General features: G+C 27.4%; 25 protein-coding genes and 1 riboswitch. Of the genes, 3 read left to right on the top strand and 22 right to left on the bottom strand.

The genetic code is table 11. The features are described 5' to 3' along the window. Window positions 1-50: 50 nt before the first annotated feature. Window positions 51-223: riboswitch (cobalamin riboswitch) on the bottom strand. An 81-nt stretch (window positions 224-304) separates the two neighbouring features. The 4 genes from ACN6I1_RS09175 to ACN6I1_RS09190 all read right to left on the bottom strand — a co-directional run bounded on the left by ACN6I1_RS09175 (window position 305) and on the right by ACN6I1_RS09190 (window position 3,439). Beyond that, the gene (locus ACN6I1_RS09175) at window positions 305-1,024 is read right to left on the bottom strand and encodes a hypothetical protein (RefSeq protein ID WP_419741706.1); all 720 of its coding nucleotides are present in this window, start codon (window positions 1,022-1,024) and stop codon (window positions 305-307) included. Next, window positions 1,024-1,698 carry a hypothetical protein gene (locus ACN6I1_RS09180; protein ID WP_419741707.1) on the bottom strand — a complete coding sequence of 225 codons (675 nt, stop codon included), beginning with the start codon at window positions 1,696-1,698 and terminating at the stop codon, window positions 1,024-1,026. Before ACN6I1_RS09180 ends, ACN6I1_RS09175 begins: the two co-directional genes overlap by 1 nt. A 142-nt stretch (window positions 1,699-1,840) precedes the next feature. Beyond that, complete coding sequence (locus ACN6I1_RS09185; protein WP_035117514.1) at window positions 1,841-2,512, bottom strand: PspA/IM30 family protein; 672 nt, start codon at window positions 2,510-2,512, stop codon at window positions 1,841-1,843. A gap of 129 nt (window positions 2,513-2,641) precedes the next feature. Beyond that, the gene (locus ACN6I1_RS09190; protein WP_419741708.1) at window positions 2,642-3,439 is read right to left on the bottom strand and encodes a RelA/SpoT domain-containing protein; all 798 of its coding nucleotides are present in this window, start codon (window positions 3,437-3,439) and stop codon (window positions 2,642-2,644) included. A gap of 158 nt (window positions 3,440-3,597) precedes the next feature. Here ACN6I1_RS09190 and ACN6I1_RS09195 point away from each other — a divergent pair, with 158 nt between their 5' ends. Beyond that, complete coding sequence (locus ACN6I1_RS09195; protein ID WP_419743303.1) at window positions 3,598-4,455, top strand: GGDEF domain-containing protein; 858 nt, start codon at window positions 3,598-3,600, stop codon at window positions 4,453-4,455. Window positions 4,456-4,496: 41 nt separating this feature from the next. Here the strand turns inward: ACN6I1_RS09195 and ACN6I1_RS09200 are convergent, their stop codons facing one another. The 10 genes from ACN6I1_RS09200 to ACN6I1_RS09245 all read right to left on the bottom strand — a co-directional run bounded on the left by ACN6I1_RS09200 (window position 4,497) and on the right by ACN6I1_RS09245 (window position 16,389). Next, window positions 4,497-5,813 (bottom strand): sensor histidine kinase, encoded by a 1,317-nt coding sequence (locus ACN6I1_RS09200; RefSeq protein ID WP_419741709.1) that lies wholly within the window; start codon window positions 5,811-5,813, stop codon window positions 4,497-4,499. 22 nt (window positions 5,814-5,835) lie between these two features. Beyond that, on the bottom strand, window positions 5,836-6,549 hold the full coding sequence (locus ACN6I1_RS09205) for a LytR/AlgR family response regulator transcription factor (RefSeq protein ID WP_419741710.1): 714 nt from the start codon (window positions 6,547-6,549) through the stop codon (window positions 5,836-5,838). A gap of 160 nt (window positions 6,550-6,709) precedes the next feature. Next, complete coding sequence (locus ACN6I1_RS09210) at window positions 6,710-7,888, bottom strand: PAS domain-containing sensor histidine kinase (protein ID WP_226892011.1); 1,179 nt, start codon at window positions 7,886-7,888, stop codon at window positions 6,710-6,712. 120 nt (window positions 7,889-8,008) lie between these two features. Next, on the bottom strand, window positions 8,009-9,469 hold the full coding sequence (locus ACN6I1_RS09215) for a PLP-dependent aminotransferase family protein (RefSeq protein ID WP_419741711.1): 1,461 nt from the start codon (window positions 9,467-9,469) through the stop codon (window positions 8,009-8,011). 139 nt (window positions 9,470-9,608) lie between these two features. Continuing rightward, window positions 9,609-10,007, bottom strand: coding sequence for a hypothetical protein (locus ACN6I1_RS09220; protein ID WP_085282065.1), 399 nt, complete (start codon window positions 10,005-10,007; stop codon window positions 9,609-9,611). Window positions 10,008-10,044: 37 nt separating this feature from the next. Next, window positions 10,045-11,583: a YfcC family protein gene (locus ACN6I1_RS09225; RefSeq protein WP_419741712.1), complete on the bottom strand. Its 1,539-nt coding sequence runs from the start codon at window positions 11,581-11,583 to the stop codon at window positions 10,045-10,047. Window positions 11,584-11,735: 152 nt separating this feature from the next. Then, entirely contained in the window at window positions 11,736-12,677 is a 942-nt protein-coding gene (gene arcC, locus ACN6I1_RS09230; RefSeq protein ID WP_021430501.1) for a carbamate kinase, read from the bottom strand. Between the two features lie 89 nt (window positions 12,678-12,766). After that, window positions 12,767-13,762: an ornithine carbamoyltransferase gene (gene argF, locus ACN6I1_RS09235; RefSeq protein ID WP_021430502.1), complete on the bottom strand. Its 996-nt coding sequence runs from the start codon at window positions 13,760-13,762 to the stop codon at window positions 12,767-12,769. A 32-nt stretch (window positions 13,763-13,794) separates the two neighbouring features. Then, window positions 13,795-15,015: an arginine deiminase gene (gene arcA / locus ACN6I1_RS09240; protein WP_029878201.1), complete on the bottom strand. Its 1,221-nt coding sequence runs from the start codon at window positions 15,013-15,015 to the stop codon at window positions 13,795-13,797. Window positions 15,016-15,198: 183 nt separating this feature from the next. Continuing rightward, window positions 15,199-16,389, bottom strand: coding sequence for a MerR family transcriptional regulator (locus ACN6I1_RS09245; protein WP_419741713.1), 1,191 nt, complete (start codon window positions 16,387-16,389; stop codon window positions 15,199-15,201). Window positions 16,390-16,748: 359 nt separating this feature from the next. On the opposite strand from ACN6I1_RS09245, the gene ACN6I1_RS09250 reads away from it, so the two are divergent. Beyond that, the gene (locus tag ACN6I1_RS09250) at window positions 16,749-18,089 is read left to right on the top strand and encodes an alanine/glycine:cation symporter family protein (protein WP_419741714.1); all 1,341 of its coding nucleotides are present in this window, start codon (window positions 16,749-16,751) and stop codon (window positions 18,087-18,089) included. A gap of 73 nt (window positions 18,090-18,162) precedes the next feature. Here the strand turns inward: ACN6I1_RS09250 and ACN6I1_RS09255 are convergent, their stop codons facing one another. The 3 genes from ACN6I1_RS09255 to ACN6I1_RS09265 all read right to left on the bottom strand — a co-directional run bounded on the left by ACN6I1_RS09255 (window position 18,163) and on the right by ACN6I1_RS09265 (window position 21,597). Next, window positions 18,163-19,059 carry a D-alanine--D-alanine ligase gene (locus ACN6I1_RS09255; protein WP_419741715.1) on the bottom strand — a complete coding sequence of 299 codons (897 nt, stop codon included), beginning with the start codon at window positions 19,057-19,059 and terminating at the stop codon, window positions 18,163-18,165. 96 nt (window positions 19,060-19,155) lie between these two features. Further along, complete coding sequence (locus ACN6I1_RS09260; protein WP_419741716.1) at window positions 19,156-20,043, bottom strand: cation diffusion facilitator family transporter; 888 nt, start codon at window positions 20,041-20,043, stop codon at window positions 19,156-19,158. 372 nt (window positions 20,044-20,415) lie between these two features. Beyond that, a complete protein-coding gene (locus tag ACN6I1_RS09265; protein ID WP_419741717.1) occupies window positions 20,416-21,597 on the bottom strand; it encodes a M20 metallopeptidase family protein in 1,182 nt (393 codons plus the stop codon). A 159-nt stretch (window positions 21,598-21,756) separates the two neighbouring features. On the opposite strand from ACN6I1_RS09265, the gene ACN6I1_RS09270 reads away from it, so the two are divergent. Continuing rightward, complete coding sequence (locus ACN6I1_RS09270) at window positions 21,757-22,665, top strand: LysR family transcriptional regulator (protein ID WP_419741718.1); 909 nt, start codon at window positions 21,757-21,759, stop codon at window positions 22,663-22,665. 26 nt (window positions 22,666-22,691) lie between these two features. Here the strand turns inward: ACN6I1_RS09270 and ACN6I1_RS09275 are convergent, their stop codons facing one another. The 5 genes from ACN6I1_RS09275 to ACN6I1_RS09295 all read right to left on the bottom strand — a co-directional run bounded on the left by ACN6I1_RS09275 (window position 22,692) and on the right by ACN6I1_RS09295 (window position 26,615). Next, window positions 22,692-22,877 carry a hypothetical protein gene (locus ACN6I1_RS09275; protein WP_021430512.1) on the bottom strand — a complete coding sequence of 62 codons (186 nt, stop codon included), beginning with the start codon at window positions 22,875-22,877 and terminating at the stop codon, window positions 22,692-22,694. Between the two features lie 151 nt (window positions 22,878-23,028). After that, a complete protein-coding gene (locus ACN6I1_RS09280; protein WP_021430513.1) occupies window positions 23,029-23,439 on the bottom strand; it encodes a flavodoxin domain-containing protein in 411 nt (136 codons plus the stop codon). A 202-nt stretch (window positions 23,440-23,641) separates the two neighbouring features. After that, on the bottom strand, window positions 23,642-24,505 hold the full coding sequence (locus ACN6I1_RS09285) for an ABC transporter ATP-binding protein (RefSeq protein ID WP_419741719.1): 864 nt from the start codon (window positions 24,503-24,505) through the stop codon (window positions 23,642-23,644). Continuing rightward, window positions 24,505-25,587, bottom strand: a complete 1,083-nt coding sequence (locus tag ACN6I1_RS09290) for a FecCD family ABC transporter permease (RefSeq protein ID WP_247011456.1) — start codon at window positions 25,585-25,587, stop codon at window positions 24,505-24,507. The genes ACN6I1_RS09285 and ACN6I1_RS09290 overlap by 1 nt, the downstream gene beginning before the upstream one ends. After that, entirely contained in the window at window positions 25,587-26,615 is a 1,029-nt protein-coding gene (locus tag ACN6I1_RS09295) for an ABC transporter substrate-binding protein (RefSeq protein ID WP_419741720.1), read from the bottom strand. Before ACN6I1_RS09295 ends, ACN6I1_RS09290 begins: the two co-directional genes overlap by 1 nt. Window positions 26,616-26,634: the final 19 nt, after the last annotated feature.

The following is a 26,634-nucleotide window of genomic DNA, read 5'->3' on the forward strand; positions in this document are numbered from 1 at the left end:
ATGCCTTAATCTATTCGTGTATAATCGCCTTTATCCAACCCTCAGAAGATAATTAGCCTTTAAGCATTGGCAGGTATCCCGGCTTAGCTTCATTCTACTCTCAATCCTTCCCAATTTCTCAGTGGATACTTAGATTTCGTCAGCTTTACGGTTACTGGGGTAGCTTAGAATTTACATCTAATTCCCTATTAAGTCTATTGACACCTAATACTTACTATTTAATTTTCATATTGTTATATAGTCCATTATACAACAATATGAAATAATGTTCATTATATATTTCTAATTTAGTAAAATAAAATTACTATCTGTTTCTTCTACTTCTTATAAAATCTATTATAATGTATAAAACAATTAATGCAGTTATGATCATCACTATATCCATTATCATAGGGCTAATTCCCATTCTATACCCCATATATCTAAATGGATTATATCCTCCAAATCCAAAAAATCCTCTACCATATGCTGGTGGTATGTATGTTCTTCTACTAGATCTACCACCATAGTCATCATAATCATCATTTTTTTTATTTTTAGAATTTGAAGTATCGTTTTGATTAGATTTAGAGTTTGTATTTGGTTTAGTACTAAAACTTCCTGAATCAGGCTTTGTTGTGCTTGATTTTGGCTTTGTAGTATTATTTGAATTATTGCCAGTAGTTCCTTCATTTATTGTTGCTTCAGGTTTTGGCTTAGTGCTAAAACTCCCCGAATCAGGTTTTGTTGAACTTGGTTTTTGCTTTGTATAGCTACTACTTGATTTACTAGAGCCAGAGCTTGGTTTGCTAGAGCTAGAACTAGATTTAAAGCTACTTGAACTCGGCTTAAAACTACTACTTGATCTACTCGAACTATGCGAACTATGTGAAGAACTACCTCTAGCTACTTGATATTCAACCTTTGAAGTTTCATTTTTATTTGAAGTTGCATATGAATTTTCTATTGAAAAAGTAAATGCACAAGTTATAGAAAATATAAATACAGTTAGAAAAAGAGTTATATTTCTTTTTAATTTATTCATTATACATTTAACCCCATTTCTATGAACTTATTGTATAATCTATCCAAATTCGATGTGTCATCCCCATTTATTACTGAATCATAACTCTCTTCCCCTTTAAATTTAAAATACTCTAATAGTTGTTGATTGTCTTTATCTTTACTATCTACCAAATATACATATCTACGTAATGCTTCATCTTGTATTTCTATTAAGTATCCCTTAACATCAAACTTGAATTCTTCATCTCCATTATATAAAGTTACTATATCTGTAGATTTTGTAAATACAAATTTTTTCTTATCACAATCATACGTGTATTCTAATTCCCTACAGTTTATACATCTATTAAAATCACACTCATTTACGCAATTGATACACTTACACATTTTACATTTATCTAACTTATTTATAGACTCTCTTTTATCTCTAGTTAAATAAGACTGTATTTCATCTTCTATATTATTTTTCTTTTTAAATAGTTTAGAAAATATATTCTTATCTTCATTTTTTTCTTCTTTTTCTAAATCATTTAAAAAAGCTATATACCCTGACAAATCATCTAACTTTCTTATAAAAACTCTTTTTCTTAATTCTTCACTACTTAATATTTGCTTTAAATCATTTGCTGCAAATACTAAGTCTGTATACATTTTATCGTATTTTTTCTTTTCATTTAAAATTCTTTCGTCCATACTATACCTCCTAAAAAAATTAACAAATTAAATATTAATATAACTATATTCTATAAGTTATCCACAAATATTAGTTAAATATAACTCCCTAAGCATAAAAATAAGGTAGATAGCTTTTAACCATCTACCTTTAGTAGTATATCTATTTATTCATTTCTCTTTTTATTCTCTCTAGTTCATCTTCAACTTTAGAATCAACCACTGGTGAATCATTTATATACTCGTCAAGCATATCATCTTCACTCTTTGTTTTCATAGTTTCTAAAGCTTTACCATAACTTTCTTTTTCTTGTACTTTCTTTTCAAGTTCATCTAAGTTTATACCATGGTCATCACTTAATCCTGATAAAGTTTCATTAATCTCATTATTTATTTCTGCTACATCAAGTCTAGTAGCTAATTCTTGTTTTTTAGACTTCATTTTAGATATTTCAAGCTCTAATTCTTCTATTTTAAATTTGATTTCTTGTATTTTTTTATCTTGAGATTCTATTCTAGCTATAGTTTGATTTAATTTATCTTGCATTTCTAATTTTTGTTTTACAAAACCTTGAGCTTTTTCATTATCTTCTTTTAATAATGCTGCTTTTGTAGCTTGCTCGTATTTTTCTATTTTCTCTTCTAATGATTTTTTCTCATTTCTTATGTTATCTACTGATGCTATAAAATTTGCACATTGCTTTTTTGCATCTTGAAGTAATTTTTCTTTTTTAGTTATTGATAAATCTAACATTTCTATTGGATCTTCATGCTTTTCTATAGCTTTATTTGCCTTAGCTTCCACAACATTTTTTAATCTTTTAAAAAATCCCATTTAGATAGTCATCTCCATTCATATTTTTTATATATTTACATTTAATATACAATTTAATTTTTTATATTAATATATATAATAGCATAAATACTATATTTTTCTATAATTATTTATATTTGTTACTATTTGTTATTTTTTACTTATTATTTCTTTTAAGTTCTCTATTTCTTTATCTTTTTTCTTTATCTTCTCTTCATATTCTATTTTTACATCTTCTATACTTTTATTTAATACATTAATTAATGATGCCATTTCATCTGAACTACCTGCTATTCTATTCAGTAACATCAAATTTTGTGCTAGGACATCAGGAATCTGTTTATGTGAGTATCTAAGTTGATGGTCTATTTCCCCATAACCTTCTTCAAAAATAGTTCTTACCTGTATTTCTGCAATTATTTTTTGTGTAGTTGGATATGATTCTATTATATAATGTACTGATCTATACCCTGATAATCTTGAACATACTTCAATTCCTAGTTCTTCGAATTTTTTTGTGTTGTCACCTTCTCTAACATTAGAAACAATTTCTAATACTTTCCACATCCTAGTAATAAAACTATGTATTTCTTCCCAATCTTCTTTAAATATATGTATTACTCTTATTCCTAGTAAATCAGTTATTTCATTTTTATAGTTATCTACAGTAAAATTAAAATCATTTCCATATTTTAATCGTCTATCTTCTATCTTCCTTATTATTTTTTCAATTAAATGTTCAGGATCCTTAACTCTAGTTTTCACTGAGTGAACCTTTGGGTGACTCCTTAATATAGTAGCTATTAACTCAGCTTGAGTTTCATAGCTTTTTCTATACATCATAAAATCTTCATAAATATACTCAATTTCATCCCAATCTATATTATTTTTTATTAACTCTTTATCAGTTATTTGATATTTATCCAGGAATTCATCTTTTCTTAACATTATGCTCCCTCTCTTTTGATTTAGTTCATATTCTATTATATCTCATATTTTGTATTTTTAACTATATTATTAATCTTTAAATTTGCAAATAAATTAATAAAAACTTATAATATTTGTTAATAGTATTTTAAAGAGAGGAAGTGAGTTTTTTGAATTTCATGAAAAATAGTATAAATATACTTAATAACGTTTTTGTAATTCAAAGAATTGTAGATCCTAAGCACAAAAAGATAATAACGCTTGATAATGATATAAAAATAGATAATGATCATAAATGCTTTGAGTTTTGGAAAACTGGGGCGGCTTGTTGTAATTGCATCTCGATGCGAGCTTTAAATGAGAATTCATCTTTCTCTAAGTTAGAATATGTAGATGAGAAGCTGTATATGGTAATATCAGCACCCGTTAATGTTGAAAGTGATATTTATATTGTAGAACTTATAAAAGATGTTACAAACGATACTATGTTTTCAACTTACACCAATAAAACTGTCAACGAACTTACATCTGAAATTAATAAGCTAAATATGCTTATTGTTACTGATGAATTAACTAATATTTTTAATAGACGCTACTTAGATGAACACCTTCCATCTATATTAAAAAACTTATCTTTACCTGATTTTTCAGTTAGTTTGATAATGTTAGATATTGATAAATTTAAAAATATAAATGATACTTACGGACACTTATGTGGAGATTTTATAATTAAAGAGTTAGCAAGTTTACTTGATTCTTATATAAAAAATTTTGGTGGATGGGCCTGTCGATATGGGGGAGATGAGTTTATAGCCGTTATAGAAAACATATCTGAAAATGAAACTTATACTATAATAAATAATTTTAAAACATTTATTAGCAATAGAGAATTTTTATATGAAAATAATAAAATTAATATAACTTGCAGCTTTGGAGTTTCTTACCTTAATAACGAAAATATAACATTTAATGATGCTTTAAATTTAGTTGATACAAAACTATATAAAGCTAAAAGTTCAAGAAATTCAGTATGCTAGTCTCAATATAAAAATGCTATTTTACTTTTGAAATAGCATTTTTATATTGGAATAATAAACTTTACGGTAAAACAGTACTCTTCTATGTTAAAATCTATGACCCCATCATATTTTTCTATTGTAAGCTTTAAATTTTCAATACCAATTCCATGATTAGCTTTATCTTTTTTTAAAGTTTCTATTTTAAAACTTTTATCTAATTCAAGTGGGTGTTTATTTTTAGAGTTTTTTATAACACATATTAATTTATTATCTATAACATCGCAATATAAATGAATATACTTTTCTCTTTTATTATCATCTAAATTCACACATGCCTCTATTGCATTGTCTATTAAATTATTAAATATTATTGATATATGCATATTTTTTATATGTATATCTTTAGGTATAAATATATCATATTTTAATTTTATTCCATATTTTTTACATATTTTTATTTTGTTTTTAATAAGCGCATCCATTAAAATATGTTCACTCACAAAATAGCAATCCATTTCTTCAATTTCTTTATCTATCTCATAAATAAAGTCCACTGCTTCTTTATGTTTTTTAGATGCTATTAACTGATTTAAAGCAAACTTATGTTTTTTAATATCATGAGCAATATACCTAACTTCCTTCATATATTTTTCATATTCACTATAGTGTTTTATTTGATTTTCTAATTGATTGTTACTTACTTCAAGATTATATTTTGTGTAAGAAAGTTCTGCCTTTATCAATATATTTTGAATTATTAGCTCACTAACCAATGTATAAACTATTATATATTTAACAATCTCTATGCTACTTTCACTTATAAATATCCATTTAAAAAAATATGCTATTACAATGTTATCTATCCAATAATTTATAGTGACATAAATACAGTATTTATATTGTTTATTTAAATAAATGTATTTGTTTTTTATCCTTATATTCATAAATCTGTAATGCATTACTATAAATATAACAATAGATATAACAGATATTAAAATATCTATTATAAAATATCCATTTGATAAAACTTTTAAAGAATAATTATACTTTAAAATAAAATCAAATATGCATTTATATATTATAGCGGCTATTAAATTTGAATATAGTGCATATTTTAAAATTGTAAAACTCATTAAAATTATACTGGTTTTAACTTTTAACTTCTTTATGTATATATATATTATTAAAAGTGAGATTACTGAAAATATTATTATGTATAAAGTTGTATTGTATACCTCCATTATTGTTGTAAATAAAGGCAATAATATTATTATAATCATAGACACAATATCTTTATATGTAATTTTTATAGATCTAAAATAATTATAATATATGAAAATTATAAATCCGATTAATCCAACTATGTAAACAAACAAATTGTCCTCCTATTGTTATACGTTAATCTTTTAAATTGTAATTTATATATTTTTCTTTTAGCTCTAAAATCTTTAGCCTACTAACCATAGCTTTTTGTGAAATATCAAAAAATATTTCTCTTGAAGCTATCTTTCGTATCTTTTTTATATTAACGATATAACTTCTATGACTCCTATAAAAAAAATTTCCATCTAACTGTTTTTCTATATCTTCTAACTTTCCATAAAATGATTTAGTTTCATAGTCTCCATTAAAATCATAGTGTACGGTTATAGTTCTATTGTTTACTTCAAAGAAATATATACTATTTACATTGAATTTAACAATTTCTTTTTGCATTTTTAAAACTATAGTTCTAGTTCTTTGATTTTTTTTTACATCTAAAATAATTTTTTTTAATTTCTCTTCATTTAATGATTCTTTAAGCAAATATTCATATACATTTAGTCCATATCCCTTAATTGCATATTCTGAGTAATTAGTAAGAAAAACTATGCATACTTCTTTATCTAAGAATCTTATCTTTTTAGCAGTTTCAATTCCATCTATATCGTCCATAACTATATCCAATATAATTAAATCAAAATCTTTATCATTAATATCATCTAAAAGTTTCAGTCCTGAATCATACTCAAAAATAGTAATACTTGTATCTATTGATTTTGAAAATTTAGCTATATAACTTTTCACTGTGTCTCTGTATATTTTTTCGTCGTCACAAATAGCTATTTTCAACCTTATAACACCTTCCATTTTTTATTTGTAATATAATTACTTTTTATAATAACATTTATAATATATAGCGTAAACGATAATAAAGATAGAAACATAAATTTCCATCTTTATTATCACAGGCTTATATAAATTATTATTTTAATCATATTTTTTAACTCTATTAATATATATCGGAAAATTCTATACTCATAGGATCAAATCCACTTATTACACATGGAGTAGATACTTTATCTTTTGAATTACCATTTTTAAACGGAAGTTTTACAATAAACTCACTACCTTCATCTAAAGAAGTATTCACATCTATACTCCCCCCATATATGTTGACTAATGAGTTAGTTATATATAAACCTAATCCACTTCCTTCATTTAGTTTTACTAATCTATCATCCACATAGCTTAATTTTTCAAAAATACATTTTGTATATCTATTTGGTATCCCAACTCCATCATCTTTAACTTTTATAGTAATATAATCTTCTTCACAAGTTAATACAACTTCTATTTGCCCATTTTTCTTGTTATATTTTATTGCATTAGATAATAAGTTTAATAAAATTTTTTCAATAATATTTTCATCAAATTCCCCAATATGTTCTTCTTCATTTGTATCGAAGATTAAACTTATACCCTTTTCTTCACAAAATAGAGCAGTTTTTATACAAATATTTTCTACAAAGTAGACAATATCTCCCATTTTAAAATTGCATTTTATCTCATTTGAATCTAATTTAGTTACATAAACAAGATTATTGGTAAGCTTTAACAATCTGAAACTATTTTTTTTTATAATATCACTAATGTATTTAATTTCATCTACATCAACTTTTCGCATTGAATCAATATTAAAACTTAATAATTGTAATGAACTAGTAATTGCATTAATTGGTGTTCCTAGTTCATGATATAAATTCGAAAAGAAATCAGATTTTAATTTTTCTATTTCTTCATATATATATGCTGTATTAGTTATATCTCTGACCATTCCAACAATTCCACAAACTTGATTTTTACTATCTAACATCGGAGTTTTTGTTATTTCTATATGTTTTCTTTTTTGATTTTGCATTTCTATTTCTGTTTGATATATTCGCTTTGATTTATATATAATTACTTCTTTGTCTTTTTCTTCAAAAATTTTAGATTGTTTATTATGTCTGTATATATCTTTATCTGTTTTTCCTATGATTTGGTTAGATGTCAGTCCTAAACAATTACAAAACTCTCTATTACAATAAATATATATCCCCTTTAAGTCTTTATAAAATACTGCATTTAAAACTGACTCCCCTAATGCAAACCCTAAATCACTTTTATTTTCAGCTAAGTTATGGTTCATTTTTACCACTCATATAAACCCCCTTTAAATTTTTTAATCTATAAATTTTTTAATATTTATTACTATATTATATAAAATAAAAGTAGATTTAAGTCGCATTTGGTTGTGAAATGTATTTTTTTAGTTGTGAAATGAATTTATTGACTCTCCTATAATTTTTATTCCTTTTTCAATCTCCTCAAATGAAAGTCTCGAAAATCCCAGTCTTAATGTATCTTCACCTTTTTCATTTACATAAAATATATCTCCTGGCATAAATATAACGCCTTTTTCATAACATCTTTCCAATAATTCCCTCGAATTTATATTTTTTAGCTTTATAAAAATATGAAGTCCACCTTCACCCAGTATATATTCATTTGGTATGTATTTATTTACGCATTCATATGCATAGTTAAACTTTTCTCCATAAAACTTCTTTATTTTTTTTACATATTTTTCAAATGCTCCATTACTCAGATAGTCGTAAAGAACTGCTTGATCTAAAAATGAAACATGAATACTTCTACATCTTTTTACACTTTCAAGCCTTGAAATCACGGTTTTATCACATAATACCCATCCTATTCTAATACCTGGAAAAAGTATTTTTGAAAAACTTCCTATATATACAACTCCATTATTTAGATTATCTAAAGATGCAATTGGAAATATATGAGAGCTAGAATATAATAGTTCTTCATTGAATCCATCTTCTATTATTGGTATATTATGTTTTTTCATTAATTTATAGAATTTATATCTATTCTCTGGGTCCATAACTAGTCCTGTGGGATTATGGTATGATGGAGTTATATACGCAAACTTAGGCTTAATTCCTTTTTCTTCTAAAAAATCTAGTTTTTCTTCTAGCATGTTAAAATTTAATCCATTATTATTTATATCTATGCCTACAATATTTAACCCTAAAAATTTAAATATCTTTTTTGCTGTATTGTGAGTTGGATTTTCACATATTATATAATCACCTTTATTTGTAAATGACGATAGAATAAGCTCCAGCCCCTCTGTAAATCCATTAGTTATTAATATATCTTTATTGCTTGTATCTACCCCTTTACTATTCATATAGCTAAGTAAATAATCTATAAGCGGCTTGTATCCTTTTGCATATCCATAGTTTAAAATTTTGTGACCCTCTAGTGATAGTCTATTTAAAAAGGCCTTTTTAAACTCATCTATATCAAATAGCTCTCCATTTGGAGCTATACTTTTAAAAGATATTAAATCACTCCTCCATGGAATTTCATTTTTTACAATATCCATATCATTAGCTATTTTTGTCTGTTCATTTTCAAGGCATCTAAAATCTATATTCCAAGATTTATTCACAGATACATTTTTATGATTTACGAAAGTTCCTTTTCCATAAACTGAGTAAATTACACCATCTGCTTTTAATTCCTCATATGCAGAAATTATAGAATTTCTACTTACATTTAAAAACTGACTTAACTCCCTTGTTGATGGCAATTTACTATTGTCTGGTATTAACCCTTTATTTATCATATCATCTATATACTCTTTGATTTGTATATAGATTGGCTGTTCATCATTTAGTTTTAAATTTGAAAATAGCACTTAATCACCTCTTACCCTTTTTAGTCCTATTCAATATAATATCAATTATTTTATACAACTTGCAATTATATATTGATATTTTAATAATAAAAGGGCTTATTCAAAACATCTTAACATCTTGAATAAGCCATTATTATAATTATTTCAATTTTAAATTTAAATTAACCTTACTCTGTAACATATACACTAATATAGGAATATACATATAAGTTAAATATCCTTTGATATTAAACATTGTTATTATCAATAAGAATGAAAATATACTTGCTATTCTAATTGATGCTTTTTCACTTTTGTGTAATATAGTAAGTATAGTTCCACTCATTATGCCAAATAGAATTATCATAAGTGAAAATGCAATAAATATACTTAGTTCTTGAAATTTAATAGGCATCTTAGGTATCGATGAATATAAAATTACAAATGTATATGTCATTGCACCAAATGCAATATATGTCTTTCCCATAGTTTTTTTCTTTATTATAAGAACAAAAGTAAAAATTAAATATAATAAGCTAAGCAAACTTACCAAACTCATATACATCACCCGTAATTAATTTTATTTTGAATTATGTTTATATACCTAATATCATCGGCATTATAGCTAATATTAATAATGTAGCAATAAATAAAATTAATAGTAATTTGCCTATAAACTTCACCCATGTTACATAATCAATTTTAGATATTGCCAATCCTCCCATTACAACTCCGGATGTCGGAGTTATTAAGTTAACTATACCACTTCCTGCTGAAAACGCTGAAACTACAATTTCAGGTGCAATATTTAATTTCTGAGCAAGCGGGGCAAATATAGGCATAGATACTGATGCTAGCCCCGATGTGGATGGTACTAAAAATGATAGACCTATATAAATAATGTAAGTCATATTTGCAAATAAAATTCCTGATACTCCACTCAATACCCCAGATGCTTTATCTAATATATATATATCTAACCCCGCATTTGCCATCATAAAAGATATTCCTCTTGATATCCCAATTACTAAAGCAACTCCCACCATATCTTCGCAACCTGAAATAAATGAACTTACAATATCGCGTTCTGACATTCTATATACTAATCCTATTATCACAGCCATTATGAAAAACCATGATGTTAACTCAGGGAACCACCATGATCCTAGTGAAGCTCCGTTTAACCATGATGTTGAATTTTCAAATATTTTTATTCCAAAGTCACTCCATGGAACAACTCCTAAAATCATAACTACAAATGATAAAACAAATAACACTAGTACAGATTTTCTTTTTCCTGTAAGTTCTAATATTTCCTCTTTGTTTTTGCTAAATGATTCATTAGCATCCATAATTTCTTTTTTAGACAATATAGTGTTTGACTTATCCAAATGTACTTTCTTAGCATATCTCATTACATAAATTATAGATATAGACAAAGTTACAATCCATAAAACAATACCTATTATTATTATCGTTCCTTGATTTATTTGAACTCCTGCAGCACCCGCTGCTGAAACAGCTGCTCCTATAGCAAATGGATTAACCGTAGACCCTAATACTCCACACCCACATCCTAACAATAGTATAGACGCCCCTACAATAGGATCAAACCCAGCTGCTATCATAGTGGCAGTTATAAGTGCATAAAATGCTAATGATTCTTCTGCCATCCCATAAGATGTACCTCCTAGTGAAAAAATTATCATTAATACTGGTATTAGCATCAATTCTTTTCCTTTAAGACGTCTTACAAGACCTCCTACACCAGCATCTAATGCCCCGGTTTTAGTTACAACACCTAGAAACCCACCTATTATAAGAACAAATAGTGAAACATCAATAGCTCCCTTAACCTGCCCCACATTAGTTACACTAACTAATGCTTCTTCTTTATTATTTATTGTTTTGAGAGCACTTTCTACTCCACCAGAATTCATAGAATCATTTATTTCACTTTCTAAATTAGCATCTTTAACTCCTATCATCCCTGTAACAGGTGCCATAACAACATCTGATAATTTAGCATTTTTCACCCCTGGAACAAATTGTGTCGCTAAGGCTATACATATCATTATAGCTAGTAAAACTGTGTATGCAGAGGGGAATTTAAATTTATTTTTTTTATTTAACATTTTCCGTACCCCTTTATTGTTTATTTTACAAAAGGGCTGACTCAAAATTTAAATTGCTAATGGATAAATATATATTTCAATTATATGTTTACCATTTGCCATAGATTTCGAGTCAGCCCTTTTTAGTAATGTTTGTTTATATAATTTTACTTTTATTTTCTTTTATATATTATAGTTCCAGTTTTTCCATGTAAAGCTTCTTTAGCTTTTTCTAATGATGTTATTAAAGCTTTCCCATTTGTAGATGATTCTACAAAATCTATACAAGCTTCTATTTTCGGTAACATAGAACCTTTTGCAAAGTGTCCTTGTTTTGAAAATTCAATCGCTTCATCGAGATTTATAGAATCTAAATCTTTCTGGTTAGGCTTATTAAAGTTTATAGAAACCTTATCAACAGCAGTTAAAATTAATAGCATTTCTGCATCTAAATCTTTTGCTAATTGAGCACTAGATTTATCTTTATCTATAACTGCATCTACTCCTTGAAGTGATCCATCTGAATTTTGAATTACTGGTATACCTCCACCCCCAACAGTTATAACTATGCTTCCACTATCGACTAATTGTTTGACAGTATCTAGCTCAACTATTTTTTGAGGTTTAGGTGATGCAACAACTCTTCTATAACCTCTTCCTGCATCTTCTACAAACTTAAATCCTTTTTCATTAGAAATTTTTTCAGCTTCTTCTTTTGAATAAAACATACCAACTGGCTTTGTTAAATTTTTAAAAGCATCATCATTTTTATCCACTATAACTTGAGTTACAATAGATGCAACATTGCTTTTTAAATTTCTTGCATTTAATTCATTTTCTATAGACTGTTGTAAGTGATATCCTATATAACCCTGACTCATTGATCCACACTCTGCAAATGGCATAATTGGCGTATTAGCTCCATTTTGAGATGCAAAATCCATAGCTAAGTTTATCATCCCTACTTGAGGTCCATTGCCATGCCCAACAATTACATTATATCCATCTTCATGTAAGTCTACGATTGTTTTTGCAGTGTGTTTAACTAAATCTAACTGCTCCTTTGGGTTATTCCCTAAGGCATTTCCCCCTAATGCTATAACTAATCTTTTCATAATCTCATTCTCCCATTAAGTATATTTCAATGAAATTTACTTATCATATATATTTTTAATATGAAAAGTTTTTAATTTTATATTATTTGTTACTGGCCTATTGTAGCTGCCATTATAGCTTTTATTGTATGCATTCTATTTTCAGCTTCATCAAATACAACCGATTGCTTAGATTCAAATACTTCATCTGTAACTTCCATTTCAGTTATACCAAATTTTTCATGCATCTCTGCTCCAACTCTAGTTTTCAAATCATGGAATGCTGGTAAACAGTGCATAAATATTGCTTCTGGATTAGCATTATTCATAACTTGTTTATTAACTTGGAAAGGTTTTAATTGTTTTATTCTAGCTTCCCAAACTTCATCTGGCTCACCCATAGACACCCAAACATCTGTATATATAACATCAGCATTTTTAGTACCCGCCATAACATCTTCTGTTAATGTTATAGTGCATCCATTTTGACTAGCTATTTCCTTGCATGTATTTACCAAATCTTCCGCTGGGAATAATTCACTTGGAGCACAAGCCGTAAAGTTAAGACCCATCTTAGCACAAGCAACCATTAAAGAGTTACCCATATTGTTTCTTGCATCTCCCATATAAACAAAGTTAACACCTTTTAATCTTCCTAATTTTTCTTCTATAGTTAATAAGTCAGCTATCATTTGAGTTGGATGGAATTCAGTAGTTAATCCATTCCATACTGGCACTCCTGCGTAAGCTGCTAATTCTTCTACTATTTCTTGTGAAAAACCTCTATATTCTATACCATCATACATTCTTCCTAAAACTCTAGCAGTATCTGCTATAGATTCTTTTTTACCCATTTGAGAACCTGTAGGTCCTAAGTATGTAACTCCCATTCCTAAATCCATTGCTCCAACCTCAAAAGAGCATCTAGTTCTAGTTGAATCTTTTTCAAATAAAATTGCAACATTTTTTCCATTTAAAGTTTTATTAACCACTCCAGCTCTTTTTAAATCTTTTAAGTTTTTAGATAAATCTAATAAGTATCTTATCTCCTCGCTTGAAAAATCTAATAATTTTAAAAATGAACGACCTCTTAAATTAACTCCCATTTGTTATTCCTCCTAATAATATATTTTTAATTTTATAATTCTCTAATTAAAGGCATTGACATACATCTTGGACCCCCACGCCCTCGTGATAATTCACTTGACGGTATTACGTGTATTTTAATTCCATTATCTACTAATAATTTATTAGTAACATAATTTCTAGAATATACTATTACTTCTCCTGGTTTTATACACAATGTGTTTGAACCATCATTCCATTGTTCTCTGTCTGCTATAACTTTATCTCCCCCTCCACACTGTATTAATTTGACTTTGTCAACTTCAAGATGTTTAGCTAATATACATTCCAACTCTTCATTGACTTCTTTTATATTAAGTTCTTGGCATTTGCCTTTTGTTATTTCAAACACTTGTAATGGTCCTTGTATTCCTGGATGTATAGTAAATTTATCAACATCTATTTGTGTAAATACTGTATCTAGATGCATCATTGCTCTATTATTTGGAATGTTGACTGCTAGGATAGTTTCTATTTTTTGATTATTACTATTGAAGAAAATTTGCTTAGCTATATGCTCTATTGCTGAAGCTTCTGTTCTTTGTGATATGCCTATTGCTAGAGTTTTTTCAGTTAAATTTAATATATCTCCACCTTCTATATGAAACTCAAAATCTCTATCATAAAATCTTTCTACTTTTCCTTTAAAGTCTTTATGATATTTAAATATATAATCTGCATATAAAGTTTCTCTATTTCTAGTCACTGAATACATTTTATTTAAACTGACTCCATTTCCAATACTTGCAAATGGATCTCTTGTAAAATATAGATTTGGCATAGGATCAGCTACAAAAGGATATTCATCAGCAGTTAAATCTGATAAACTTTTTTTACTTAATTGTGGTAATTCATTTTTATTTATACCTGCCATAGTTTTTCTTATTAATTCTTCATTATTTTCAAATGTTTTGAGAAACTTATAAACGTTTTTTTGAAGTTCCTCACTTTTAATTCCAGCCTCTTGTATGAATTGATTTATAAATTTTTCTTTTATATCCTCATCTTCTATAGCTTCAGCTGCTAATTCATGTAAATATACAACCTCTACCCCATTAGATCTTAACGTATCAGCAAATGCATCATGCTCTTGCTGAGCTACTTCTAAAAATGGAATGTCATCAAATAATAACCTTTCCAAATATTCAGGCGTTAAGTTTTCTATTTCTTCCCCTGGCCTATGAAGTAGAACTTTTCTTAATGGCTTTATTTCACTTGTTACTGTAATTCCCATAATAATTCCCCCTTCATTCAATTAAATCTTATGTTTTTTTTATTATTAATATGTCAATAATTTAATGGTATATTTAAAAAATTTTATATTTTATAGCTGTTAATGTTTTAAATTCAATTTTTTTGTTTATTATTTAACATGGTTACTTATAGCTATAAAATCTAAATTTATTAAAACCTAATTTTATAATTTATTACTTTTAAATAAAATGTGACTATTAGTTATATTAATTGCATTATTTTTTTTTATATTTTTATCAATATAAAATTCAAAATCTTTTTTCTTATTATCTACTATTTCTAAAATATTACCTGGAATAGTGTATATGTACTCTAATATAGCTTTTGTGTCATTTACAATTAAGTTGTCTTTATACAAATATTTATCAATATTTTCAAAGTATTTATTTAGTATTAGTTCGGCATTATCAATTCCAAACTTAGCAGATAATCTTTCTTCAGAAATTTTCATCTTTTCATTAAATCCTAGCAATAATTGTTCTAATTCTCTCATATGATCATTTCCAATAGTTGAACAATAAAACTGTCCTTTTTTCTTTAATACTCTATGTATTTCTGATAATACTTTATCTAAGTCATTCATGTAAAATAATATATGATTTGCGATTACGATATCAAAACTTTCGTCTTCAAAAGAAATATCATTAGGATTTATTCTCTTAAATGATAAATTTTTATTATATTTGTCTAAATTTCCTTTAGCTTCATCTATCATGTCCTGACAAATGTCTGTTAGTGTTATGTCTATATCGATATCTATATTATTTAAATTTTTTAACCATAAGGCTCCATTACCACATCCAATTTCTAGTACTCTACATTTTTTATTTAAATCCATATTTCTAAATACCCAGTTATACCATCCATCTTTATTTGAGCTAAACTTTTCTTGCAAAATTATATTTGCATTTAAATTAGATGAATCTATGTACTGTTGCAATAATTGTTCTTCACTTTCCAGAATTTTTATTATATCGATTGTATTATTTAAATCTAATTCTGGAGCACTTTCCATACTAGTCTCTGCAGTCTCTATTATGTCTAAAATTATTTTCATATGATTTATTTTATTTTTAATGATATTTTTTTGTAATTTAAAAGAATTAGCCATGTCATCTTTTCCAAAGCTTTGAGTTTCAATTTCCATAACTTCATCTAATGATAGACCTAAATATTTTAATACTAGAATTTGTTTTAATTTCAGAAAGTCTTGTTCTGAATATAACCTGTGACCTTGATTGTTGTGATGTGATGGTTTTAGTATGCCTTTTGTATCATAGTACCTTATAGTTCTGATTGTTACACCAGCTTTTTTAGCAAATTCACCTGTAGTATATAATTTTTCCTCTTTCATTATATCTCCCCCAAATTCATTGCCTAATTATATTCTATAGGGTTACGTTACGTAACAGGCAATATATAATTTAAAAATTTTTTATTTTTTTTTATTTTTTTCTTATTACTATGCTTATGCATGTTTTATTTTTAAAATTAAGAAATATAAATTCTCATTAGAATTTTGCAATTATAACTAGTTAAATACTAAAAAATCTAACTACAGTTATTTATCACTTCAATAATTTAATTATAAATCTAATTAATTACTCTATAAATATATTTTTACATATTAAATTTTAATTCACATATATAATAACAAAGGACTCAATTAAAATTTATTAAAACAAGCATACAAATTTATAAGGGAGGGGTTTTATGTTTGATGCTTTCAAACATTTAGTAGATTGGCTCTGGCTTTATCCTATTTTAATCATATTAGTTGGTGGCGGGATAACAATGTCAATTACTTTAAGATTTTTTCAAATAACAAAATTGCCATTTATATTAAAAGAAACATTTGGAAAAATATTTAAAAAAGGAGAAGGAGATGGAACTATTACTCCATTTCAAGCTGCTACATCTGCTCTAGCTTCTACAATAGGGGCTGCAAATATAGTAGGGGTACCTCTAGCTATAGCTACAGGAGGTCCTGGTGCTATATTTTGGATGTGGATTATTGCCATATTTGGATGTGCACTTAAATACTCAGAAATTATATTAGGTATTAAATATAGAGTTAAAAATGAAAATGGTGAATATGTTGGCGGTCCTATGTACTACCTTAAAAATGGCGCAAAAATGCCTATTTTAGGTTCATTGTTTGCATTTTTCTTAATGGTAGAAATTGCTCCATCTATAGCTACACAGTCAGCTTCTATTGTCCAAACTGCAGAAACTATAAATATACCACCTGTAATATCAGGCATTGCAGTTGTATTTATAGTTGGATTAGTTGTTTATGGAGGTATAAAAAGAATTTCGAAAGTTACAGAAAAATTAGTGCCCTTTATGGCAATCGCATATTTTTTAATCGCACTTATAGTTGTATTGTTTAGCTTTGAAAATATACCATCTACATTTAGCTTAATATTTAAAGGTGCTTTTAATCCTACTGCCGCTGCTGGTGGTTTTGCAGGGTCTGTTGTTTCTGCAACAATAAGAACTGGTGCTGCTAGAGGAGCTTATTCAAATGAAGCAGGTATGGGTACATCAACAATTGCTCACTCTGCTGCTGTCACTGATTATCCAGCAAGACAAGCTCTTTGGGGTGTATTTGAGGTAATAGTAGATACTCTTTGTATATGTACAATAACCGCATTATTAGTTTTAACTACAGGTACATGGTCTGGTGTTGGCGCTGACAAAGCTGCTGCTATGCCTTCAATGGCAATTCAAAGCGTTTTAGGAACTAAATTCGGTGGTGGATTTTTAACTATCTGCATGCTTATGTTTGTTCTATCAACTTTAATAGTAATAATTTTTTACGGTGAAAAACAAGCTGAATATTTATTCGGATTAAAAACCTCTAAAATTGTTAGAGTAATTTATTTATGCTTTATAATGATAGGTGCATTATGTAAATTAGATAATATAGTTGTATTGTTAGACTCTTCCCTAGCATGTGTTATAGCTACAAACATGATAGGGGTAATAAAACTTCGAAAAGAAGTAAAAGAAGAATCAGATAAATTTTTTGAATCTCAAAATTTAAAATAATATAAATAAAAAACAAAACAAGCTAACTTGATTTAGAGATATATCTCTATTTTAAATTAGCTTGTTTTTTATATTAGTTTAAAGAATATTCTATTATTTTATTTATTAACTCACTAAATCCTATGCCGTTAGCCTTTGCACTTCTTGGAATTAAGCTAGTTTGTGTCATTCCTGGTAATGTGTTTAATTCTAATACATAAGGTACTCCATCACTTATTATTACATCTACTCTAACATAAGCTTTGCAGTTAAAAGCTTCCCAACATCCTTTAGATATTTCATTTACTTTTTCTTGTAATTCTTTTTCTAAATAAACCACTTCTTCTGTAGCGCCGTTTGAACTATATTTTGATTCAAAATCGAAAAACTCTGAATTTGCTGTTATTGATATAGTAGGGAATACTTCTCCATTTAATATAAATGATGTATACTCCCCACCTTTTATATATTTTTCTATCATAACACAGTCATCAACTTCCAGTCCTTTTTGTACTGCATTCAATACTTCTTCTTTAGACTTTATTAAAAATGTTGCTAGACTTGATCCTCCACTATTTGGTTTTATAAATACTGGATATCCTATTTTTTCTATTTCTTCGTAATCTATATCTTCTATCTTTCTAACTACTGTCCATGGAGCTGTTGGTAAATTAGAATCTCTTAATATTTTTTTAGTCATATTCTTATCCATACATAAAGCACTAGTTAATGGATTACATCCTGAGTATGGAATATCCATAGCTTCTAAAATAGATTGGACACATCCATCTTCTCCAAATTTACCATGAAGAGCTAAAAATGCAAAATCTATATCATCTGTTACCTTAGTAAATATATCTTTTTTATCATTTAATACAATCTTTACTGCTTCATGTTTATCTCTATCTATATTGTTAAAAACCTCTTCGCCTGATCTTAGTGATACTTCTCTTTCAGAAGATATACCACCCATTATAACTGCTATTTTCATCTATCTCACTCCTAATTATTATCTTTTACGTCATTACTTATATAAACAGTATATGATTTATGGATTATATCTTAAAGTACCACCCATAGTCAAGTTTTATATATCAGTGGTTTTCTTATTATAAAATGGTTCTATATGAATTATGACTTGAGCGCTTTTATTTATATTCTTTCTTATAGAGGCTTCAATATCATGGTTTAATTTATGAGATTTTTCAACAGTTATATTAGGTTCAACCATTATATGCATATCTATATGCACATCATTTTCACTACCTCTACTTCTAATGTTATGAACATCTTTTATTTCATTAAAGCTTTTAAGTATATCTTTTATAGCCTCTTCATCAACTATTGCTTTATCAACTAAAACATCTATAGTAGATTTAAAAATTTCATATGAGGCATGAAGTATAAACCCTGCAACAACTAAAGATGCAATAGGGTCAATTATAGCTGGTAACCCTAATCTAACCCCAACTAAAGTTAATAAAACTCCAATAGAAACAAATATATCGCTTTTAGTATGAAGTGAGTCTGATATTAGTATATAACTATTTAGTTTTTTACCTATTCTATATTCATAAGTACATACAAATACATTTATTATAAGAGTTAATATTAATACAAGCAAACTTCCAATTGTTATTGTTGGTTCAACTGGATTTTGAAATTTTAAAATACCTTCAAAAATAATTTTACCACCTATAAATAAAAGCATTGCCCCTATAAAAAGACCTGATATAACTTCAAATTTCTTGTGCCCATATGGGTGTTCTTTATCTTTTGGCTTAGATGCAATGGATACTCCTATTAAACCTACAATATTTGATGTTCCATCAGATATTGAGTGAAATCCATCAGCAGTCATACTTGCACTTTTTATAATACTACCTATTGCTATTTTTAATATTGCAACACCTATGTTTGCAAATAATATTATCCATAAAACTTGTTTTACTTTTTTATAATTATCAGATAACATCCCTAACCTCCTTAATTTTATAAACAAAAATTCGCTTTGCTTGAGCGACTACGTCTGCGAACCACTTCATGTCGCCAACGACTTTGTCCGTTGCTCAAAAACTTTTTTGCGCTTAAAACCAAACTTAAAAATTCCTATACCTGTTTAATCTACAATTTTTCGGTTCGTTAATTCCTAAAGCACAAAAAAATCCATGGAAAAGTTTTTAAACTATCCCATGGATTTATAATATCCACTGCTTCCTAAGAAACCCAGCACATAATAATACGTGCCTGATAACTCTATTTAACATGTTAAAATTAATTTTAATTCTATCAATTAAATATATCGCTGTCAATATTAATTTATATTCAAGTTAGACTAATTATGTTACTAATTATTTAAAAAATTTATTGCTCCTTCTACTAAAAGCTTGCATCCTTTTTCAAATACTTCTTCATTAAGTTTTACTTTTGGATTGTGAAGAGGATAAACTTCCTCTCCCTCTATTATTGTGTTTAATCCATAGTATACTCCAGGTATTTTTTCGAAGTAATAAGATGCATCCTCGCTACCCATAGCTCCTTTAGGTAGAAGTATCATTGCGTTTTCACCCCATATTTTTTTGCAAACACTTAATAATTCATCTACCATATCATTATTATTATTAAGTGCTGGATATCCATATTCATATTCATACTCATAACTTCCACCCATAGTTTTTGTTACCCCAGATACAATTTCTTCTAATCTTTTGTTTACAAAATCTCTTGACTCATTTTCTAAACATCTTACAGTTCCTAATATCTCCACATAATTAGGAATTATATTGTATACGGGAGTTGCTGGTTGTTCGCTTTTTATATTAGATATACTTATTACAATAGGATTTTGAACATCATTTTCTCTTGTTAATATTCCTTGTATCATGTTTATAATCTGATTTGTCATAAATATTGGGTCTTTTGAAAATTCTGGTGTTGATGCATGTGCACCCTTTCCAATAATTTTTATTTCAAATCGGTCTGATGACGCCATCATCCCTCCTTTTTTTGTTACAATCTGGCCAGGTTTAAAGTATGGTATGCTCATAACATGTTGAGCTATAATAGCATCTACTTTTGGATTTTCTAAAACACCTTCATCCATCATTACTTTCGCACCTCCCCCATATTCCTCTCCAGGTTGAAAAATAAGTTTAACTTGCCCATTTAATTTATCTTCATTTTCTTTTAATATTTTTGCTGCACCTAAAAGCATTGCAGTATGTGCATCATGTCCGCATGCATGCATATTTCCATTTGTTGACTTAAAATCTACTTTTGTTTCCTCAGTTATAGGAAGCGCATCCATATCAGCTCTTAATCCTATCACCTTTTTATTTGTTTTTTTACCTATCAATGCTGAAAGTCCTGTACATGTTTTAAACTCTTTATAATCTATTCCCATATTTTCCAATTCATTTTTTACGTAATCTAATGTCTTTGGTAAATTTAATCCGATTTCTGGTATTTGGTGTAAATCTCTTCTACATTTAATTATATATTCACTTATATTTTCTTTATATCTTAACATTTTAATTACCTCCAATATCAATAAATATTTAAAAATAAATTTGATGTATTCTTAACTTAATGTATAATTTAATATTACTACTTATTATTATTTTTAAAAAATCTAAAATATTTATACCTATATATAAATAATATTTATACCTATTATTGGAGGATTAATATGAAACTTGAACAAATTGTATATGCTCTTGAAATTGCAAGATGTGGATCTATATCTAAAGCAGCTAAAAATTTACTTCTAACTCAGCCTAATTTAAGCTCATCTATAAAGAATTTAGAGGATGATATTGGATTTAAAATTTTTCAAAGACTTCCTAGAGGTGTTTCTGTTACAACTAAGGGTACTCAATTTTTAGAATACGCTGAGTCAATTTGTAGAGACGTAGAAAATATCAATGCAATAGGATCAAATTCTAATTCATTAACTCCTATTAATTTTTCTTTATCTACTCAATCATTTTCTTACATAATGGATAATTTTTTAGCTCTTCATTCAAATTATAATAGCAATATTACTAATTTTAAAATTAAACATTCTCACTACTTTGAAGTTTTAGATGATGTTGTAAGAAAACAAGCAGATATTGGGATAATATCTATATCAAACGAACATATGGATTTATGGAATAAACTTTTTAAATCTAAAAATATTGAATTTAATACTATAACTTCTGGTAAATTACATGGTTATATATTAGATAGTCACCCTCTATTTAATAAAGAAAAATTAGTAATTGAAGATCTATTTGAATATCCATTAGTTACATGTAATCATGATGACTATAATGCTTTGTATTCAAATGATTTTTATAAAAATAAATTATCTTTTAAAAATAATATACTTGTATCTGACTATGGAGCCTTAATTTATACAATGGAATCTGTAAATGCTGCAACTATAATACTAAAATTGGAAAATAGTTATACAAAATTGTATTTTGATAGCTCTCACAAAGGTCGTTATGTCAATATTGATATCTTACCAAAAATTACACTTGGTTGGATTAAACTTATTGATTCTCCCATTTCATCTATAGCAAGTGAATTTATAGATTTAATAACAAAATAAAAAATAGGAGTATACACTCCTATTTTTTATTTTGTTAATGACCACTCGTCATTCTTTATATATATCCTTTTTGTATTACAACTTCTATCCATTACAAGTAAGCTATCATCTTCTATGTTATTGCTTAAAAGCATTAAATCATTATCCCTACAAAAATTTCTTGCAAGCTCTAACGCATCTGACTCCATATTTAGTTCTAATAATCTTCCCATTTATTTTCTCCTTAAAAATATAATTTAACTCAATTTTATTATAATATATATTACCCTTTTAAAAAAATAAAAATCACTAGATATATGTTTTCTATATAACTAGTGATTTTGTTAAATATATATTTTGTTGATATTACAATGGGCTATTTTATTAATTATAAGCTAATGCTAAATTATTATTTAAAACATCTACAAAATTATAAATTTTTTCTTCATCTTCTTTTTTAAAGTGTTCTTCAAAGTTTATAAGTCCTGTAAATTCTTTTGGTAGATTATTATCGATATAATTTATTTGTTTTTCATCTTTATTTACGGTGAAAAATCCTAATTTCTTAAATTTAAACTCTTCTATGTTATTTTCTATAAATCTTTGAATTTCAGTTGAAATTTCTCCATCTTCTAGGTTTATTCCTATTAACACATTCTCATATTTATCTAGGTAAAAAGATGAATTATATTTTGTATTTCTTACATCTACTTCTGAGTCTAATTTTTCTGATAAAGACATTGCTAAGTTTTTAGTTATTCCATTATTACTCCCATAAGCTATTAAAGTACACATTAACACTACCTCCACCAATATATAGTATATACTATTGATATTTTTTATTCCTTATACGTTATACTATATACTATCAACCATCTTTTTGCAACCATTTTCATGGAAAATTCTGTGTTATATATATAACATAATCCATATAGTACATCTCATTGGTTAAGTTATGTATACAAATAAAAAAATAAACTCTAAATTAGAGTTTATTTTATCCTTGATATGCTGCATGCTTATGGAAGTGTTCATGTTCCCCTGTAAATCCATCTTCATGTATATGATCATGTCCAATTCCGTTTATGTGTGAGTGACTATGCATAAATGATACCTGTAATTTATTATTCATAGGATTTACACCTACATATGCATTTACACCAAAAATTTCTTTTAACATTTCCTCAGTTATAACTTCTTTAACGCTTCCACAATTTTTAATTTTTCCATCTTTCATAACAATTAGATAATCACAATACATAGAAGCCATATTCATATCATGTATAGCCGATAAAATGGTTATATTTAAGCTCTTTACTAAGTCCATTAACTGTATTTGATATCCTATATCCAAATGATTTGTAGGCTCATCTAAAATCAAAAATTCAGTATCTTGAACTAATGCTCTTGCTATTAAAGTTCTTTGTTTCTCTCCTCCTGAAAGCTTTGAAAAACTTCTTCCAACATAATCTTCAAGCCCTACTCGTTTTAACATATTAGTAACCATATCCAAATCTTTCTTTGAATAATCTTCAAATACAGATTTGTATGGGTACCTCCCCATTTTTACAATTTGCTCTACAGTGAAATCGAATTGAGAGTTACTTTCTTGAGCTAAAACTGCTATTTCTTTTGCACAGTCTTTATCTTTCATATTAAGTAAATTTTTATTATCAAGTAGTATCTGCCCACTATCTGGCTTATACAGTCTATATATGTTTTTTAGTATAGTAGATTTTCCTGATCCATTTGGTCCAATAATTCCAACAAACGATCCTTTAGGTATTTCAAATGATATATCTTTTAAAATTTCTTTTTTATCTATACTAAATTCCAAATTTTTAACTTGTAATTTAAACATTAGTCTCTTCCTCCAAATGTATAATTTTTCTTAGAAATCAGATATAAGAAGAATGGTCCACCTATTAAGGATGTTATTATACCTATTGGTATTTCTACTGGAGGGAAAAGACCTCTAGCTAAAACGTCCGATGCAATTAAAAATATAGATCCTATAAGTGCAGATAAAACTATAAGTTTTTTATGATCACTTCCAGCTATAGTTCTACATATATGAGGAACTACTAATCCTATAAATCCTATAGCCCCAGTTATTGCAACCAGCGTAGATGTTAAAAGTGTTGCCAATATTAGTATTATTGATTTTATTAATTTTACATTTATTCCAAGTATTATCGCACTATCATCTCCTAAAAGAAGGATATCTAAAGATTTTGACATTGTAAATGCTACAATCATAACAACTATTAATACTAAAAATGGAATTAACAATACATCCCATTTAGCTCCGCCTAAACTACCTACAGTCCAAAACAATGCATTTTTAGCCTGATTTGAGTTTTTAGCTGAATATATAAGTAAGTTTGTTAATGCTGAAAATATAGTAGAAATAGCCATACCTGTAAGCACAAGCCTCGTAGTTGACGTAGTTTTACCCATTTGAGTCCCTATTGCAAAAACTAGTACTCCAGATAATAATGACCCTACAAAAGCCCCACTAGTTATACTATTTATTCCTACACTTGATACTCCACCTAAAACTATAACAAAAACCGCTCCACAAGAAGCTCCTGAAGATATTCCAAGTATATAAGGCTCTGCTATTGGATTTTTTGTTACACACTGCATTAAAACACCACATATTGCAAGCCCTGCTCCACATATTGCACCTAAAATCACTCTAGGAAATCTTATTTCCCATATTATATTTTGAGTCATAACTTCGCCTACACCGCTAAATAATGTTCCATTTGTCAATCTATTAAGTAATACTTTATATACTTCACCAGGTTCTATATAAGTACTTCCAACTGCTATTGCTCCAACTATTGTACCTGCTAATATTATAGTTAAAGCTATAACCCAAAATAAGAAACCTTTCTTTTTAGAAAGGCTTCTTTTGTTTTCAACCGAAACTTGCATTATTTTTTATCTCCATAGAAGTATCCATGCATTTCTTCTATTACCATTGGATTTCTAACACCTGGTGACAAATCAGCTAACTTAACTACATATATTTTATTATTTTTTATAGCAGGTACATCTTTAAGTGCTGGATTTGATTTTAAATAATCAATTTTTTCTTTTACAGGTTGTCCAGCTAAGAAATCTGTTACTAATATTACCTCTGGGTTTTTTTGTACTATGCTTTCCCAAGAAACATTTATATAAGGTTTTTTAGCATCCTTTCCAAATACGTTGTTTCCTCCAGCTATTTCTATTAAGTTATTTGCAAGGCCTGATCCAACTACCATTGCATCTTTTTCTCCAGAGTCATAAACCATCATTTTAACTCTATCTTCTTCTTTTACATTACCAACTTTATCCTCTACAACTTTTATATCACTTTTCATTTTATTTACAACTTCAGTAGCTTTATCTTCTACTCCAAATATTTTTCCAAGTAAGCTAAAATCATCATATACATTGTTTATTGTTGCATCCGGCTTATATGCTGATGCCATAAAGGGAGCTACCCCTTTATCTATAAGTTCCTGAGGAGATCCTGTCGTTTGCTCATTTATAGACGAGTCCCATCCACTAACAAAATCTGCTCCAGTAGCTACAAAAGATTCTTTTGATATAGAGTGACCTTCCCCTACTTTAAGTTCTGGTATTTTTTTATATGCAGCTTCAAATTGTGGAAGTATTGGGTTATCTAAAAGAGCCGTTCCAACCATTCTATCCCCTAAATCAAGTGCTAATAACATTTCTGTCATAAATTGAGATAATGTAACTGCTTTTTGCTTTGGTGAATCAACTTTCACATTATAATCTTTAGCTCCATCTGAATAAACATACTCTACTGTTTTAAAATTACTTGATTCGACTTTTGTATCTGATGATTTAGATTCTTTATTGTTGTTTGATGAACAACCTACAACGCTAAGTGTTAATCCTGCTATAGCCATTAATGCTATAAACTTTTTTAAACTTTTACTTTTTATCATTTTAATTTCCCCCATTTTT

The sequence above is a fragment of the Paraclostridium dentum genome (genome assembly GCF_048568265.1).
GTDB lineage: Bacteria > Bacillota > Clostridia > Peptostreptococcales > Peptostreptococcaceae > Paraclostridium > Paraclostridium dentum.

Coding starts and splice junctions, on each gene's coding strand:
- ACN6I1_RS09280 (WP_021430513.1), bottom strand. CDS start 23,439: ATGTGTACTTTAATAGCTTATGGGAGTAATAATGGAATAACTAAAAAC.
- ACN6I1_RS09210 (WP_226892011.1), bottom strand. CDS start 7,888: ATGAACCATAACTTAGCTGAAAATAAAAGTGATTTAGGGTTTGCATTA.
- ACN6I1_RS09225 (WP_419741712.1), bottom strand. CDS start 11,583: ATGTTAAATAAAAAAAATAAATTTAAATTCCCCTCTGCATACACAGTT.
- ACN6I1_RS09180 (WP_419741707.1), bottom strand. CDS start 1,698: ATGGACGAAAGAATTTTAAATGAAAAGAAAAAATACGATAAAATGTAT.
- ACN6I1_RS09270 (WP_419741718.1), top strand. CDS start 21,757: ATGAAACTTGAACAAATTGTATATGCTCTTGAAATTGCAAGATGTGGA.
- arcC (WP_021430501.1), bottom strand. CDS start 12,677: ATGAAAAGATTAGTTATAGCATTAGGGGGAAATGCCTTAGGGAATAAC.
- ACN6I1_RS09255 (WP_419741715.1), bottom strand. CDS start 19,059: ATGAAAATAGCAGTTATAATGGGTGGTATATCTTCTGAAAGAGAAGTA.
- ACN6I1_RS09190 (WP_419741708.1), bottom strand. CDS start 3,439: ATGTTAAGAAAAGATGAATTCCTGGATAAATATCAAATAACTGATAAA.
- ACN6I1_RS09245 (WP_419741713.1), bottom strand. CDS start 16,389: ATGAAAGAGGAAAAATTATATACTACAGGTGAATTTGCTAAAAAAGCT.
- ACN6I1_RS09285 (WP_419741719.1), bottom strand. CDS start 24,505: ATGTTTAAATTACAAGTTAAAAATTTGGAATTTAGTATAGATAAAAAA.
- ACN6I1_RS09175 (WP_419741706.1), bottom strand. CDS start 1,024: ATGAATAAATTAAAAAGAAATATAACTCTTTTTCTAACTGTATTTATA.
- ACN6I1_RS09290 (WP_247011456.1), bottom strand. CDS start 25,587: ATGCAAGTTTCGGTTGAAAACAAAAGAAGCCTTTCTAAAAAGAAAGGT.
- ACN6I1_RS09260 (WP_419741716.1), bottom strand. CDS start 20,043: ATGTTATCTGATAATTATAAAAAAGTAAAACAAGTTTTATGGATAATA.
- ACN6I1_RS09275 (WP_021430512.1), bottom strand. CDS start 22,877: ATGGGAAGATTATTAGAACTAAATATGGAGTCAGATGCGTTAGAGCTT.
- argF (WP_021430502.1), bottom strand. CDS start 13,762: ATGGGAGTTAATTTAAGAGGTCGTTCATTTTTAAAATTATTAGATTTT.
- ACN6I1_RS09195 (WP_419743303.1), top strand. CDS start 3,598: ATGAAAAATAGTATAAATATACTTAATAACGTTTTTGTAATTCAAAGA.
- ACN6I1_RS09265 (WP_419741717.1), bottom strand. CDS start 21,597: ATGTTAAGATATAAAGAAAATATAAGTGAATATATAATTAAATGTAGA.
- ACN6I1_RS09295 (WP_419741720.1), bottom strand. CDS start 26,615: ATGATAAAAAGTAAAAGTTTAAAAAAGTTTATAGCATTAATGGCTATA.
- ACN6I1_RS09220 (WP_085282065.1), bottom strand. CDS start 10,007: ATGAGTTTGGTAAGTTTGCTTAGCTTATTATATTTAATTTTTACTTTT.
- arcA (WP_029878201.1), bottom strand. CDS start 15,015: ATGGGAATTACAGTAACAAGTGAAATAAAGCCATTAAGAAAAGTTCTA.
- ACN6I1_RS09250 (WP_419741714.1), top strand. CDS start 16,749: ATGTTTGATGCTTTCAAACATTTAGTAGATTGGCTCTGGCTTTATCCT.
- ACN6I1_RS09185 (WP_035117514.1), bottom strand. CDS start 2,512: ATGGGATTTTTTAAAAGATTAAAAAATGTTGTGGAAGCTAAGGCAAAT.